Origin of the sequence: Exiguobacterium sp. SH3S1, assembly GCF_004337105.1 — a bacterium.
In the GTDB taxonomy this organism is placed as follows: Bacteria; Bacillota; Bacilli; order Exiguobacteriales; family Exiguobacteriaceae; genus Exiguobacterium; species Exiguobacterium aurantiacum_A.
The window spans coordinates 136,977-152,179 of the sequence record NZ_SJUW01000007.1; the positions used below are offsets into that span (position 1 = coordinate 136,977).

Genomic DNA, 15,203 nt, shown 5'->3' on the forward strand with positions numbered 1-15,203 from the left:
CGCTCCTGTTATTTCGTTCGATACACTTGGTCTAACACTTCGATGATTTCAGCCGACGTAATCGGCAATTTTAACGATTTAGGGTCGGTCGGTTCTTTACGATATAATGCCATAAACTGATTCATATCTTCTTGAATGCGGGGTGGCAACTCACATACTTCATTGCTGATGAGTAGGGATGCCAATCGCGTCACATCATTTTTATGTTTCTTAATATCCCGTGAAGATAAAGATGGATTGTGTCTCTTACGTTCAGTCAAATCGAGCCAAGCTTTTGCCTTGAAGGGAATCAAATAACGTTCAGATAATACGACGACACCATCAATCGTTTTACGTCCCTCTACGAGCATGTGATAATAGTCTTCGTCGAGCAAAATCGCAGATAAGCTTGAGACAGTATCGTTGATCGGTAGTGGTGTCAGATGATTGGGGGTATTTAATTCAAATGGAGATCGACTGAATAACTCAATCATATAAGGAAAATGATTAGTTTGTGGCTTATCAAAACGATAAAACTGCGGGGTACCTGTGCTTTTTGCAGTATGTTCATACTTTCCATCACGGATAAATGACCAAAACTGCTCTCCAAACTCTGGCGTCAACGCTTCAACTATCAACACCATGTCCAAATCTTTTGTCGCTCGGAACGAGGATCCGTCTTCTTCCGAGAAAATAACGTCACAGGCAGCACCACCAATTAGAACGTAGTGGTCTTTATACTCCTTGAAATATTGTTTGAACGTTTCTAATCCTTCCATCCCTGCAACACCCTTTCCATTAATCGCTCGATTTCAATTCCAATCCGAGGATCTTCTTTCTCATAATCAGACAACGATAAAATGACAGATAAAGGATCCATGTGTCGCCCTTCATTTAACTCTAAGCGATATTTCACAATCTGCACTACACATGCAGGATCTTCATCGGACCGGACCGTCTTCATTTCTTTCAATAAAAGTGCTTTTTCTTCTTCACGTGTGATCGCATAAATTGGATAGTCAGGTCCGTTTAACATCGTATACTCACTGAATGCGGATAAACCACTTGTCATGAGTGTATTGGGTTGAATCTTTTTCTCTAATCGATAGTCACGGACCACCGGGTTAAATAAATACGGATAAAATGTGTCCCAAAACGTGTGTGTGTCTTCTTTTCTAGAAAAAACTCGTTCTTTACCATCTCGATATACAAGTGGTGAATCAATTCCCTCTAACTCATCAAATATACGTGAAACCGTCATCTTAGAGACACCTAACTGAATCGCCACCTCAGCTAGAGTCAGTCTTGTCCAATTCTTATAAATACTGAGCAAGATAAAACGTTGAGTTTGAAGTGAAACCTTCGTCACTTCCGATAATTCACGGAGATGAGACTTGTGCAGTAGAATTCCCATAAACGGCATATAGATCTGTTGCTCATTCAGAATAAAAGGAATTCCTTTTGCTGTCATCTGGTTCACTTTATACGTAGACAACGTGTTAAAACCAAAAACAACTGGTGTATTCGTCATTTTGCTCAATTTTTTAAAATGTTTTTCAAGTGTTATGACACTCACATTTGTTCGAGGAAGTGCAAACAGAATAGATTGACCCTGAATGATCCATTGACGAAACTTATACGCATTGTTTATTGAAAGAGGCAATTGCAACTGCTTCTCTGTTTCTTTTACGTCGACATGCATCGTTTCTTCGACATAAGATTTCATCGGGGAATCCTCCTTAACATGTTTTTTTTAATCATAACATAATTTATGTTAAGGTTTAAAAATTTATGTTAAAGACAAAATAAAAACCACCCATCAGCTTTCGCTGATGAATGGTTCCGGTTAAAGCGTATGATTTACATCATTCCGCCCATTCCACCCATGCCGCCCATGTCAGGCATGCCGCCGCCAGCGCCTGCTGGTTCTGGCTTGTCTGCGATGACCGCTTCTGTTGTGAGGAACATGGCTGAGACTGATGCTGCGTTTTGAAGTGCTGAGCGCGTCACTTTCGCTGGATCGACGATACCGTATGCGATCATGTCGACGTACTCGCCAGTCGCGGCGTTGTAGCCGATGCCAACTGATTCGTTCTTGAGCTTCTCGACGATGACCGAACCTTCTTCACCCGCGTTTTCCGCGATTTGACGGACCGGTGACTCAAGCGCACGGAGGACGAGTTTGACACCTGTCGCTTCATCCGCTGTCACTTCAGAAAGAAGTGCGCGAACCGCTGGGATGACGTTGATGTAGGCTGTACCGCCACCTGCGACAATCCCTTCTTCGACCGCTGCGCGTGTCGCGTTGAGCGCGTCTTCGATGCGGAGCTTGCGTTCTTTGAGCTCTGTCTCAGTCGCTGCGCCGACTTTGACGACGGCTACGCCGCCTGCGAGTTTCGCGAGACGCTCTTGGAGTTTCTCACGGTCGAAGTCAGACGATGTCTCTTCAATCTGGTTACGGATCGTTTGAACGCGTGATTTGATCGTTGCTTCATCGCCAGCACCTTCGACGATCGTTGTCGTGTCTTTCGTGACGACGACTTTCGATGCGCGTCCGAGCTGGTTCAGTGACGCCGACTTGAGCTCGAGACCGAGGTCTTCTGTGATGACTTGGCCGCCTGTGAGCGTCGCAAGGTCTTCGAGCATCGCTTTACGACGGTCGCCGAAACCTGGTGCTTTGACTGCGACCGCGTTGAACGTACCACGGAGCTTGTTCAAGACGAGTGTCGCGAGCGCATCGCCTTCGATGTCTTCAGCGACGATCAAGATCGGTTTCCCTTGTTGCACGACTTGCTCGAGCACTGGGATGATCTCTTGGATGTTCGAGATCTTCTTATCTGTGATCAAGATGAACGGGTTGTCGAGCACCGCTTCCATCTTGTCTGAGTCGGAGATCATGTATGGTGATAAGTATCCGCGGTCGAACTGCATGCCTTCAACGACGTCGAGTTCCGTCGTGAAGCCGCGTGATTCTTCGATCGTGATAACGCCGTCGTTGCCGACACGTTCCATCGCTTCAGCAATCAATTCGCCGACTTCTTCGTCAGCAGCCGAGATGGCCGCGACTTGCGCGATCGCTTCTTTAGACGCGATCGGTTTCGAGATCGCTTTTAGTTCTTCGAGCGCACGGCGGACCGCTTTGTCGATCCCTTTACGAAGGATCATCGGGTTCGCGCCCGCTGTGACGTTTTTGAGACCTTCACGGATCATCGCTTGAGCGAGGACTGTCGCTGTCGTCGTACCGTCCCCTGCGACTTCGTTCGTCTTCGACGCGACTTCCGCGACGAGCTTCGCGCCCATGTTTTCAAAGTGGTCTTCAAGTTCGATTTCTTTCGCGATCGTCACACCGTCATTCGTGATGAGTGGTGAGCCGAACTTCTTCTCGAGGACGACGTTACGTCCTTTCGGTCCGATCGTTACTTTTACCGCGTCAGCGAGTGCATCGACGCCGCGAAGCATCGCGTGACGTGCGTCTTCTGAGAATTTGATTTCTTTTGCCATTGTTCATTTCCCCCTAAAAAAAGTTTTGAAGAATGGTGAGTCTTAGCCTACGATTGCTAGAATGTCGCTCTCACGAACGATTAAGTATTCTTTTCCATCATGCTTCACTTCGGTACCCGCGTATTTCGAGTAGATGACCAAATCATTTTCTTTGACGTCGAGAGCGATCCGCTCGCCTTGGTCTGTCACACGGCCTGTGCCGACTGCGAGGACCTTCCCTTGTTGCGGCTTTTCTTTCGCCGTGTCAGGAAGCACGATGCCTCCGATCGTCTTTTCTTCTTTCTCCACGACTTCGATGATAACGCGATCTCCTAGTGGTTTTAACATTGAAAAAACCTCCTCCGAATATGAATGATGTATCGTTGTATCGTAAGTTTTAGCACTCATCAAAATGGAGTGCTAACACTGTTTAGTGTAGTATGAGACGATGAAAAATGCAAGCGGGAACATCGGAAAATGCTTCCACTCGCGGTCAAGAGACCTTATTTGTTACAATGGTCAAAAGGAACGCTTAACTCTTGTGAATAAGGAAGTGTTGAATTGGCCACATTAAACTCAAACCAATCGATAAATACCCGGTTTTCGATGGCGCCTAACATTCGGATCCGGCACATCATCCCAATTCTCCTCTACGCGTTCGTGCAGTTCTTCCCGCTGCTCATTAGTGGAGTCCGTCCCGAGTGGATCACCCCGCTGTCGACCGGCCTTTGGTTCGCAATCGGCTTCAGTTTAACGATTGTCATCTCGTTCTTCTTGCTTTGGCCGGACTTGAAGCTGTATAAGCAACAAGGCATCCAGTCGAACTTGAACGACACGGTCAAATGGATCGGGCTCGGGATTTTGATGCAGTACGGGCTCGTCATCGTCGCCAACCTGATTGAGACCGCGATATCAGGTGATCTCGTAGGGTCACAAAACACCGAGCAAATCGCTGATATCGTCCGTCTCGTCCCAGTCATGACGCTCTCAGTCGTCTTGCTCGGACCGATCATGGAAGAGATTTTGTTCCGCCACATCCTGTTCGGGAACTTGAGCGCCCGCTTCGGGTTTTGGATCGCGTTTGCGGTCAGTTCACTCTTGTTCGCACTCATCCACGGCGACAACAAGATCCTTGTCTATGTGGCGATGAGCTTCGCCTTCACGGTCGCTTACGCTAAGACGCGTCGCTTGATCGTCCCGATCGCGATTCACGCGTTCAACAATGCGCTCGTCATGGTCGTACTATTTTTAATGTAGAAATGAGGTGGCACATATGCCGCGACACTTAAAAGTCATGTTTTTGTTCAGTCTCTCATTCGGGATTCTGTTTACGGTCCTCGCCTACTACTCGGTGCAGGAGTATGGCTTCAGCTTCTGGACGTACTTCATCATCGCCGTAGCCGCTTACGACTTCTTCAAGGTGTATCAAATCTTGACGCTCGCTCGGAAAGAGAAAAAAGACGGGTCAGACAAATCTGCATAACGAAAGCCCGGGCTTAGGAGCTCGGGCTTTTCTTCATGTAAACAATATTTGTCGTATCAATCATTTCATCGAGTATGGCGCGTCGAAGCAAAAGACCCCGTCGTACCATCACCAATCCAACGATGACGTACAGCGTATCAAGTAACGGAACGGTCATCTCATCAAAGAACCAGACGACGACAAAAAATACGAAAATCGTCACGAACGAGAGCGACGACACCAACTTCGAATCGACCGTCCGTTGTAGCGATATGATTGTCTCGGCGTCGAGCCGTTCGAGTTGCTCATGATAATACGTGTGCACGACAACACCGAACGCTGCCCACGTGATCATGATGAACTCCCCATTCCACCATCCCAATACAAACACGATTGGGTTAAAGAGCAGAAACGCAAACAATATTTTTTTCCTCATTAAGTCCCTCCTCACGATACAGACGTCCCTCCGTTCTTCATTATAAAGTGAAATGAAATAAAGGCCTTCGTTCAACTCACGCTCGATTTGCCAATGGAGCAACTACGCGTCGAATGTCCGCGTCAGCCTATTGTCGTATCCGTTCTGTCATCTCGTCTTTGTCACAGCCAGATGCCTTACCTCTCATCCTGTTCCTGTTCAACCGCTTGCTCATACGTATGTATCTCATTCATCAAGAACAGTCCTTTTGTCGCAAACAAATACGTCAACGCGGTCAGTGCGAACTGTTGTGTCGATTGCGTCACACGCGTCGCACCAAACCCGATTAAGAAGATCACAATGAACACGATGATTGCGACAAGCCATGTCTTCTCACTAGAGCGCCAAAACAAGCGTTCTCTGATCGAGGTCGGATACTGTCCGGCTTTTCGTCGGTGCCACCGATAAAACAGCACACTCGCGATGAGAAACAATAGATGCGAAGACACACCGAATAGGACGGATCCGGCCATTAAACCAATACTCACCGCTACTGCCATGTTACGTCCGCTCATCATTTCCCCTCCTATGTTCAATCTATACGAAGAAAAATGATCAAAGTTTCATTCGCTTTTGAAAAAGACGTCAATCTACGTTATATTTGATAGACGGACTATCAAATAAGGGGAGATATTGATGAAGAAAGTACTTCTCGCGACGGTTGCTTCCCTGTTTCTCGTCGCCTGTTCAAACGCAGACGACCTGTCAACATACGAAGAATATGGCGTGCTCGAAGAGACGATTGATGTCGCACAATATGAACCGAAAGTCGAGACAGACAACGACGGCAACCGCGTCATCTTATTCTATGAAGATGAACGTGTGGCGTATAAAAGCGTCTATGTGAAAGACGAGCGTCATTTGAAAGTCATCAGCACAGGCGCTGAAGCCCCGCTCTATAACAATGTCCTCTGATCGACGCTCTCATTCGTGAGAGTGTCGTGTTTGTTTAGACTGTTAATTCGACGATTTATTCGTCCATCAGTCGATTTTTCAAGACATACTGGACGAGCTCATGTCGATGATTGAGTTGCAGCTTTTGCATGATTCGCCCTCGGTGATTCTCAACCGTCTTCGGACTGATGTTTAACCGCTCCCCAATCTCCGAAAGAGAGTAGCCAAGGGCAGTACAACGAGCGATCTCCTCTTCACGACGTGATAAAATCGATGCATCTTTCTTCTTGCTTTGCTGAATCATGCCACGAATAACCTCATCCTTCAAATAAGTACGATACACACGCCGTCCTTTTGCCACACTTCGGATTGCTTCCACCATTTCATCGGGATCCGTGTTTTTTGACAAAAATCCACGCACACCAATTTCTAACGCCCGCTTCACGTAAGCCTCCTCATCATGCATCGTCAACAGAATGATTTCTCCATCCGGATGTTCGTTCTGCAAAGCAGTAGCGGTCAAAAACCCATCCAACCCTGCAGGCATCGTAATATCCAGCAACGTGACGGTCGGCCTTTTTTGAATCGCCAATCGGATTGCTTCTGCCCCGTCTGCGGCTTCACCGACGACGTTGATCCCATGTGCAGTCTGTAACATTAACTTGAGCCCTCGTCGAACGAGCGCATGGTCATCTACGATTAACACCGTTATTACTTCCATGACTCCTCCTTCTCCCTAGATTAACCGTTCCCGATGTAGGGAATTCCCCTCAACTTCTAACTATGATTCATTGATATAAAGCCATTCTTTGTCGTTTCCTTGTTTTTCATCAGTTGACTTCAGATACCCTAAATCGTATATTTCAGTTTATCAAAACCCACGTCAGTTAGCGATAAATTCTCTAACGACGGACAAGGAGATGTTTGTATGCGTAATCTATATGTACTCCCCCAAAAATTTTTGACACTCAGCGTCCCAATTGTCCTGTTTCTCGGCTTCACCATCGGTAGCCTCATCGATACGAGAGCGTTGCAGCCTTTTATTTTGATTGCGACCATCCTCATGATTTATGCGACGATGGTAGGTTTCAAATGGAGCGAGCTCACATCACGACGAGGGAATAACGTCGTCGGTTACTCCCTACTCTTAAACTTTATCGTAATCCCAGCCATCGCGTATGTCATCGGACACACGTTGCTAGTAGACGAGCCTCTCTTGTTTGCAGGTCTTGCCTTGTCGGCTCTATTACCCACAAGCGGAATGACGATTTCTTGGACGATGCTTCAAAAAGGCAACGTCTCTGTCGCCATCAAGCTGACGATTATCGGTCTTTTAGTCGGTTCCTTGTTAACCCCTTGGTACTTATATGGCATGGTCGGACAGCTCGTGGAGATCAATCTTCTTGCCACGTTTCAAACAATTGTTCTTATCATCCTCGTCCCGATGATTCTTGGTCAAGTCACTTATGTCTTGATTTTGCACTGGACCGATGAACAGACATTTAAACGCACAATTAAGCCGAATTTCGCCCCTCTCAGTGTATGGGCGATGTTATTTGTCGTATTTGCGAGCGTCAGTATGCGTGCCACAACGATTTTGGAAAATCCTGCTCTTTTAGTTCAGGCACTCGGCGCACTCATTCTATTCTACGGACTGAATTACGTGATCAGCACATGGGTCGCCGTGAAGCGATTGAGCCGAGCCGATGGCATCGCTCTCGTCAACGGGACCGTGTTACGAAATTTATCGATTTCAATCGGTCTCGCCGCAACCTCGTTCGGTGCGGAGGCGGCACTTCTCGTCACATTGGCTTTTATCGTTCAACAGCAATCCATTCCGCTTTACAGTTCCATCGCACTAAACAGATGGTTCAAAGATTCGACAGAAAAAAAGGAGATGATTTCCTGACCATTACTTCATTTAATCAAAGGTCAATCATTCGATTCTTGATTGCAAACTGCACGAGCTCGTGCCGATGTCGGATTTGAAGTTTGTTCATGACTCTCCCTTTGTGGTTCTCCACTGTTTTCGAGCTAATATTTAACTGCCTGCCAATCTCGATATTGCTGTATCCGAGAGACGAGAGCCGAACGATTTCTAGCTCTCGTCTCGTCAGAACAGATTGCTCTGATGACTTTGATTGGTTGAACATCTGCTTTAATACTTCTTCTGGGGCAAGTCCCCTATAAAAACGGTTCCCTTGATGGACTTGTCTGATTCCTTCTACAAGACGTCCCGGGTCACTGTTTTTTGACATATATCCGGGAACACCAAGCTCGATCGCACGTCTGATGTAGGCCTCTTCGTCGTGCATCGTCAAAAATATGACTTTCACTTCAGGTGCTTCCTCTTTTAGTGCCTGGAATACTAAAAATCCATCTAGTCCGCTACCCATTGTGATATCAAGAAGAACAATGTCGGGACTGAACTGAATTGCTGATTGAATCGCCTTCGTCCCGTCTTCTGCTTCTCCGACCACATCGATTTCTTCATACGACCGAAACATTAATCGGAGTCCTTTCCGGACGAGTTCATGGTCGTCCACAATCAACACTCTTATGCGATTCATAATGTACGCCTCTCGATCGGCACCGATACCGCAATCTCTGTTCCATGCCCTGGAATGCTCACTAATGTAAATGTGCCATTTAGCGCCTTTGAACGTTCTTCCATGTGACGCAGTCCTAGACCACTTATATACGCAGTATCTTTTGTATCGAAACCCTTACCATCATCTTTTACCAACAAATTAATCCATCCATCCTGTTCAAACACTTTGATTTCAACCGTCTTCGCATCCGCATATTTCACACAGTTCACAAGTGCTTCTTGCACGATTCGGTAAAGGTTAATCTCGATGATGTTATCGTAGCGTCGATTCGTAAAAGTTTGTAATCGAAAGTCTGTATACTTATATTGCGTCATAAAACTATCGACCAATACGTTCAAGGCAGATACAAGGCCAAATCGATCGATTTCAATCGGTCTCAGCTGGCGAGAATAATTTTTGACATTATCGATGAGGCGCGCCACCTCGTCAAGTACAGAGGCGATATAAGCACGTCGCTCAGGGTCTTGGACATCTGCCCGTAATGACCCCAAAGCTAATGAAATCGTGAATAATGACTGACCTACGCCGTCATGAAGTTCTTTCGCAAGACGCTCGTGCTCTTCCTCTCTTGCACGAATTAACTCCCTCATCATCCGCTCTCTCATTTCGTGTGCTTCGCGCTTTCTTCGCTCTGTCAAATCTCTCAAGACAAGTACATATGCCATCGTTCCAGTTAGAGGATCTTCTAAAATCTGAGCTGTACTCATTTCTACATCTAACATTTTCCCCGAATATATTGGCATCTCTGATGTCAGATATGGTGACTGTTTATGCTCCATCAGGTAACAGCGCTGTTCACCTGCCACCACTTCTCTATTTTGACAAAAAGAGCAATAAGGTACATCTTCTCCAACCACCCAGCCAGTGAGCATCGAGGCGGCTTCATTCATTTCTAAAATAATGCGACTAGCATCCATTACAATGATCCCATCTTTTATAACGTCAAATATTTGTCTCTCTAGTCTTTTCAATCTGTTATCACCGAACAAGAGGTGCTCCTCTCCACTCATGCTTTTCCACCTCGATTCATTCCCTTCACGTAAGTTTGGTCAAACAAGAACAAACGAAGCAACAAATATAAAGCAGGAACAAGTAAGGCGAGACCTGCGATAAATGCAATAATTAATGTGACCGCCATCGCTTCATTGACCACACCGTCTTGAATATTTATATATGGATACAAGATGTAAGGGAGATGCGTGGCTCCATATCCAAACCATGCCGCAGCATACTGTGCCATGACCGCTAAAAAACCAAGACCATACTTTTTTCTTGAAAAACTAAAATAAAGGGCGGCCAAGAAAAAGATGAAGCTCGCGAGAAATGCAATCCCATTCGTATCCATAATCTGTTCGAAGTGCCAAGGTGCATGGGACTTCAATCCGATGAACACAAAAACAGAAGCGATTATTGTCGGAATGCTCCAAAGTTTAGCCCAGCCACGCACTAAATTCTCCACTTCTACATTCTCTGCGCGATGCGCATAATAGAGTAAGAACATAGAGCTGATGTAAAGAACCGATACAACGGCCATTAAAACGACAGACCAAGAATAAAGGCTTGTGAATAACTCGATTGGTTTAAACACGACCTGGTTTTCTACTTCTTCAATAAACCCACCTTGACTGACCGTTAAAACGGTCGACATCGCGGCCGGGATAAACAGCCCCGTCGCGCCATATAAAAACACATAGAGTGTACTTTCTTTTGAACCATAATTCGCAAACGCATAAAAGCTACCTCTTACCGCCAAAAGAATTAACACAATCGAAGCCGGTACTAAGAGGGCGCTACCATAATAATAAGCCGTATCCGGAAAAAAACCGACAATCCCAACGAAAAAGAAAACGAAGAAGACATTCGTCACTTCCCATGTCGGAGAGAGATAACGTTGAATCAATGTATTGACTTGTTTTTCTCGATTCTTGATTTTGCTGTAGAAGGCGAAGAACCCTGCCCCAAAATCAATCGAAGCCACAATCAAATATCCATATAGAAACGTCCACAGCACTGTAATTCCAATCATTTCAATCATGATGAGGTCCCCCCTTCATTTGATGATTCCTCAAAGAAAGATTCACCCGTCTTCTCGTTCCGGTCTAATTCTTTTTGAATCGGGTTCTTTTTGAACATCTTAATCAAAACAGAAACTGTAACGGTACCTAATATGGCATAAAGAATCAAGAATAGGATAAACATCCAGCCGACCGAACTAGAAGTTGTCGCCGCTTCACCTGTACGCATGAGCCCGTATAGAATCCATGGCTGTCTTCCGATCTCAGCAAAGAACCAACCTAACTCAATTGCGAGCATAGAGAGCGGTCCACCTATCAAAATTGCACGGAGCATCCAAGGGTGAAACGAATCAAGACGACGAATATAATTCCCGAGCACGAATAGAAACGCAATCAAAGCAAGGAGCATTCCGATTCCGACCATTCCATCGAATAAGTAGTGGACGTATAAAGGAGGCTGATCTTCAATAGAAAACTCGTCGAGACCAGTCACTTCGTAGCTTGGAAGTCCTCCTGCTAAAATGGACAAGGCGTAAGGGACCTTGATCGCACCACGGACTTCATATCCACCTTCCCCATCTTGCTCTAACCACCCTCCAAGAATCAGTTCCGCCTCAGAGGAAGTCTCAAAATGCCATTCTGCCGCTGCGAGTTTTTCTGGTTGATATTTTGCTAAGTATTTTCCAGAGAAGTCACCAATAATCGCCGTCGCCATAGCAAAAATTAAAGCGACAGTCATCGTCAATCGAAGCGCACGACGATGATAGTGAACCCCTTCATGAGATAAGTCGTTACGGCGCAACAGATGAAACGCTGCGATAGAAGCAAGAACAAAAGCGGCTGTAAGGATAGCCGATGTGATGACATGCGCCATCTTCGTCGGCATCGCCGGATTAAAAATTGCTTCAATCGGATTGACATTCGCTAGCTTACCGTCGACTAAGTCAAACCCGATCGGTTGATTCATGAATGCATTTGTCGCAGTAATAAAAAAAGCTGACATGATTGCCCCAAAGGCGACCGGTATCCCTAGCAATAGATGATACCATGGGTTTTTAAAACGCCCCCATGTATACAGATAGATCCCTAAAAAGATTGCCTCAAAAAAGAAGGCGAATGTTTCCATGAAAAGGGGCAGGGCAACCGTCTGACCAGCTAAACGCATGAAGCTTGGCCATAGAAGAGAAAGTTGAAGGCCGATTGCTGTTCCTGTAACGACGCCTACCGCCACTGTCACGACATATCCTCGTGACCAACGTCTTGCGAGCAATAAATACTTTTCATCACTCCGACGAATCCCGATAAATTCTGCCAACAAAATCAACAAAGGAATCCCTACACCGAGTGTCGCGAAGATTACGTGGAACCCGAGCGTCAATCCAGTTAAAGACCGACTCATGAAAACCGGATCGTTGAACATATTTCATACTCCCCTTCTTTATTATATGCTTCTCATCATGCGAGCAAGTCCGACCAAATTTTGATTGCGGTCGCTAAAATAAGTAATGAAAGAATCCATTGGAGGATTTTTGTGTTCATTTTTTGACCGAGCTTCGCTCCAAGTGGCGACGCGATTACACTAGCAACAATCATGACAGCCGCAGGCTCGTATAACACTTGTCCCGTCGCCACTTTTCCGACTGTCGATCCAATCGATGAAATGAATGTGATGGCCAAAGATGTCGCAATTGTCACACGTGTCGGAATTTTTAAGACGAGCAACATGATTGGAACAAGAATAAAAGCCCCAGCCGCTCCGACGATACCAGACGCCAACCCTGTCACAAATGCAAGCGAGGCGGCCAGTGGTCGATTGAACTCAATCTCATCAGCTTTCTTAGATTCGTCCCCTTTTTTCGGAAGAAACATCATAATGACAGCTAATGTTGCCAATACGGCATAGACGATATTAATACCATTTTCAGACATATACGTTGATCCAAATCCACCAATCAGTCCGCCGATGAGGATACTACTCCCCATATATAAAATGAGCGGCTTATTTAAATATCCACCTTTTCGATATGCAAAAACTCCAGCGATTGTCGCAAAAAAGACTTGAATCGCACTGATTCCGGATACTTCATGCGCACTTAATGCAGCAAATCCTAGAGCCGGTGGAATATAGAGAAGCATCGGATATTTGATAATGGACCCACCGACGCCTACCATTCCTGAAATAAACGAGCCGATAAAACCGATCATAAAAATCGTCACAAACCATAACCAATCCAACATCCATCATCCTTTTCCTTATAATTTTTTTCATACTAAAACAGACCGGACGCAGAAACTCGCGTCCGGTGGGCCCTTCTGTTTCTTATTTGACGACTTCGCTTTCGTATCGGTTGTATCCACCAATCATATTGATAGCGTTAATGCCATGACGGCGTAAAATCGACGTCCCGATTGCTGAGCGTGCCCCGGACTGGCACTGCACGATCACTTGTTCAGCTTGAGGGATTTCCTCGATGCGACGATTTAATGAGCCAAGCATGATGTGTTGTGCGTCTTCAATATGACCAGCCTCCCACTCTGTCAAGTTTCGGACATCAATCAAATGAGCCCCCTGCTGAAGATACTCTCGGACATCCTTCGGTTCAATCTCTTCATATACATCATTGAACTTGACGTCTTCAGGTATCGCATATCCAGCTAAATTATCGATTCCAATCGAGCGAAGCGCGATTTTGATTGCCTCGATTTCCTCGTCTTCCGCAATAAGATAGAAAGGTGTATCATAGTCGACAATCCATCCCATCCAATTTGTAAAAGATGCGTCAAATGGCACATTTACTGTTTTTTCCAAATGTTGCACTTTGAATGAATCGGATGGACGTGTGTCGACTACAAGATGCCCATTTGACACGTAGTTTGCAATTATGTCTCCCTCCATTTTCTTGACAGCTGGCAACTCATGAACAAGCGGTACGCCGACTTTGTTCACGCGCTTCATGACGGCAAAGTATCGCGGCGGTTCCGGTTGCCCCTCGAGCAATGCCTTCATAAAGCTCGCTTCATCACTAAAACGCATCGCCCAGTTGAACTCTTTCTCATACCCGACTGTCGAAGAAGGAACAGCCCCAAGTGATTTACCACAAGCACTTCCAGCGCCATGGGCCGGCCAGACTTGAAGGTAATCCGGTAGTTGTTTAAATTTCTCGATTGATTGATACATCGCCTTCGCGCCAGATTCAGAAGTGCCTACAATCCCTGCTGCTTTTTCCAATAGATCCGGTCGCCCCACATCTCCTACGAACACAAAATCTCCCGTGAAAATCCCCATCGGTTTATCCGCGCCGCCACCTTGGTCGGTAAGCAGGAACGAGATACTTTCCGGCGTGTGTCCAGGTGTATGCATGACCTCAAACTTTAAATTACCAATCGGGAAAGAGTCCCCATCCTTCAAGAGCTGAGCCGTAATACCATCTAAATTTTCGTATTTCCAATTCTCATCACCTTCATCCGAGATGTACATAGTGGCACTAGTCTCAGCTGCGATTTCACGTGATCCAGCGACGAAATCCGCATGGATATGCGTTTCTAAAGCTCCTACGATGTGAATACCTTCCTTTTTCGCCGTTTCAAGATAAGGCGTAATGTTTCGCATCGGATCGACCACGATAGCCTCTCCTGTTTTTTGACAACCTACTAAATATGACGCATGTGCCAATTTTTCATCGTAAAAATAACGTAGTAACATGTGTGCGTATCCTCCTTATTTTTTGTTTATCGTTTTTTCTGACATGACTTCAATTGTGGCTTGGATATATCGTAGCCCTTGTTGTACTGAAGGTTCTTTCAACCATTTCATCATCATAAAGAGCGAAATCGGTTTTGTGTCATTCATGGCCCGTCGGCGAACCTCTTCTGCAATACTTTTAGTTTCAGTTGCTTTCTCGACCAACGGCTTCGTATAGCCTTCAAGGCGATCCGCGACGATATCTCGCGTCGATTCATCTTCATAAGCGTCTTTCATAAACATAAATAATTGTTCCATTTGTTCTATAAGCGTCAATAATAAAGGAAGTTTTTCTGTCAGCTTTATCGCACTTGTCCATGTATCGATATTCAGATTTGACGTATCCATTAACACGTCAAGCTTTTCCCGTACGGCTTGATCCATTAAACTGGCGTGCCCAAAATCAATCGCGTCCTCTACTCTTCGAAGTGATCGTTCAATCTCCGGCAAGCGGGCGGCAAGCGAAACTAATGCTTTTTCGACATCTTGCTGAGTCAAGACGCTCTCGAGAGTTTGTTCTCCGTGAACTGTAGAATTCATATTA

18 protein-coding genes are annotated in these 15,203 nt (G+C 45.7%); 4 read left to right on the forward strand and 14 right to left on the reverse strand.

Annotated elements, in window-relative coordinates; all coding sequences use genetic code 11:
- Window positions 1-8: 8 nt before the first annotated feature.
- From EVJ26_RS09715 to groES, 4 genes are all read right to left on the reverse strand, one after another.
- A complete protein-coding gene (locus EVJ26_RS09715) occupies window positions 9-758 on the reverse strand; it encodes a hypothetical protein (RefSeq protein ID WP_131468230.1) in 750 nt (249 codons plus the stop codon).
- Window positions 746-1,705: a hypothetical protein gene (locus EVJ26_RS09720; protein WP_131468232.1), complete on the reverse strand. Its 960-nt coding sequence runs from the start codon at window positions 1,703-1,705 to the stop codon at window positions 746-748. Before EVJ26_RS09720 ends, EVJ26_RS09715 begins: the two co-directional genes overlap by 13 nt.
- 134 nt (window positions 1,706-1,839) lie before the next feature.
- Window positions 1,840-3,480, reverse strand: coding sequence for a chaperonin GroEL (groL, locus tag EVJ26_RS09725; protein WP_016510836.1), 1,641 nt, complete (start codon window positions 3,478-3,480; stop codon window positions 1,840-1,842).
- A gap of 42 nt (window positions 3,481-3,522) precedes the next feature.
- A complete protein-coding gene (gene groES / locus EVJ26_RS09730; RefSeq protein ID WP_016510840.1) occupies window positions 3,523-3,807 on the reverse strand; it encodes a co-chaperone GroES in 285 nt (94 codons plus the stop codon).
- Between the two features lie 213 nt (window positions 3,808-4,020).
- Here groES and EVJ26_RS09735 point away from each other — a divergent pair, with 213 nt between their 5' ends.
- Together EVJ26_RS09735 and EVJ26_RS09740 are read left to right on the forward strand one after the other, a co-directional pair.
- A complete protein-coding gene (locus tag EVJ26_RS09735; protein ID WP_236635546.1) occupies window positions 4,021-4,716 on the forward strand; it encodes a CPBP family intramembrane glutamic endopeptidase in 696 nt (231 codons plus the stop codon).
- Window positions 4,717-4,732: 16 nt separating this feature from the next.
- Entirely contained in the window at window positions 4,733-4,942 is a 210-nt protein-coding gene (locus EVJ26_RS09740) for a YdiK family protein (RefSeq protein WP_070329018.1), read from the forward strand.
- Between the two features lie 13 nt (window positions 4,943-4,955).
- On the opposite strand, the gene EVJ26_RS09745 is transcribed toward EVJ26_RS09740, so the two are convergent.
- Entirely contained in the window at window positions 4,956-5,357 is a 402-nt protein-coding gene (locus tag EVJ26_RS09745; RefSeq protein WP_070329017.1) for a hypothetical protein, read from the reverse strand.
- 176 nt (window positions 5,358-5,533) lie between these two features.
- Window positions 5,534-5,911 (reverse strand): hypothetical protein, encoded by a 378-nt coding sequence (locus tag EVJ26_RS09750; protein WP_131470352.1) that lies wholly within the window; start codon window positions 5,909-5,911, stop codon window positions 5,534-5,536.
- A gap of 121 nt (window positions 5,912-6,032) precedes the next feature.
- Here EVJ26_RS09750 and EVJ26_RS09755 point away from each other — a divergent pair, with 121 nt between their 5' ends.
- Window positions 6,033-6,311, forward strand: a complete 279-nt coding sequence (locus tag EVJ26_RS09755; protein WP_131470353.1) for a hypothetical protein — start codon at window positions 6,033-6,035, stop codon at window positions 6,309-6,311.
- 55 nt (window positions 6,312-6,366) lie between these two features.
- Here EVJ26_RS09755 and EVJ26_RS09760 read toward each other — a convergent pair whose 3' ends face one another.
- Window positions 6,367-7,011: a response regulator transcription factor gene (locus tag EVJ26_RS09760; protein WP_131458217.1), complete on the reverse strand. Its 645-nt coding sequence runs from the start codon at window positions 7,009-7,011 to the stop codon at window positions 6,367-6,369.
- Window positions 7,012-7,218: 207 nt separating this feature from the next.
- Here EVJ26_RS09760 and EVJ26_RS09765 point away from each other — a divergent pair, with 207 nt between their 5' ends.
- Window positions 7,219-8,199, forward strand: coding sequence for an arsenic resistance protein (locus EVJ26_RS09765; RefSeq protein WP_131458215.1), 981 nt, complete (start codon window positions 7,219-7,221; stop codon window positions 8,197-8,199).
- A gap of 16 nt (window positions 8,200-8,215) precedes the next feature.
- On the opposite strand, the gene EVJ26_RS09770 is transcribed toward EVJ26_RS09765, so the two are convergent.
- From EVJ26_RS09770 to EVJ26_RS09800, 7 genes are all read right to left on the reverse strand, one after another.
- Window positions 8,216-8,860: a response regulator gene (locus EVJ26_RS09770; RefSeq protein ID WP_070329012.1), complete on the reverse strand. Its 645-nt coding sequence runs from the start codon at window positions 8,858-8,860 to the stop codon at window positions 8,216-8,218.
- Window positions 8,857-9,912: a sensor histidine kinase gene (locus EVJ26_RS09775; protein ID WP_083274130.1), complete on the reverse strand. Its 1,056-nt coding sequence runs from the start codon at window positions 9,910-9,912 to the stop codon at window positions 8,857-8,859. Before EVJ26_RS09775 ends, EVJ26_RS09770 begins: the two co-directional genes overlap by 4 nt.
- Window positions 9,909-10,940, reverse strand: coding sequence for a cytochrome d ubiquinol oxidase subunit II (locus EVJ26_RS09780; RefSeq protein ID WP_070329011.1), 1,032 nt, complete (start codon window positions 10,938-10,940; stop codon window positions 9,909-9,911). Before EVJ26_RS09780 ends, EVJ26_RS09775 begins: the two co-directional genes overlap by 4 nt.
- Window positions 10,934-12,337: a cytochrome ubiquinol oxidase subunit I gene (locus EVJ26_RS09785; RefSeq protein ID WP_070329010.1), complete on the reverse strand. Its 1,404-nt coding sequence runs from the start codon at window positions 12,335-12,337 to the stop codon at window positions 10,934-10,936. Before EVJ26_RS09785 ends, EVJ26_RS09780 begins: the two co-directional genes overlap by 7 nt.
- A 35-nt stretch (window positions 12,338-12,372) precedes the next feature.
- Window positions 12,373-13,122 carry a sulfite exporter TauE/SafE family protein gene (locus tag EVJ26_RS09790; protein ID WP_236635548.1) on the reverse strand — a complete coding sequence of 250 codons (750 nt, stop codon included), beginning with the start codon at window positions 13,120-13,122 and terminating at the stop codon, window positions 12,373-12,375.
- Window positions 13,123-13,237: 115 nt separating this feature from the next.
- Window positions 13,238-14,620 carry an MBL fold metallo-hydrolase gene (locus EVJ26_RS09795; protein ID WP_131470354.1) on the reverse strand — a complete coding sequence of 461 codons (1,383 nt, stop codon included), beginning with the start codon at window positions 14,618-14,620 and terminating at the stop codon, window positions 13,238-13,240.
- A 15-nt stretch (window positions 14,621-14,635) separates the two neighbouring features.
- Window positions 14,636-15,199, reverse strand: coding sequence for a hypothetical protein (locus EVJ26_RS09800; RefSeq protein WP_131458213.1), 564 nt, complete (start codon window positions 15,197-15,199; stop codon window positions 14,636-14,638).
- Between the last annotated feature and the right edge of the window lie 4 nt (window positions 15,200-15,203).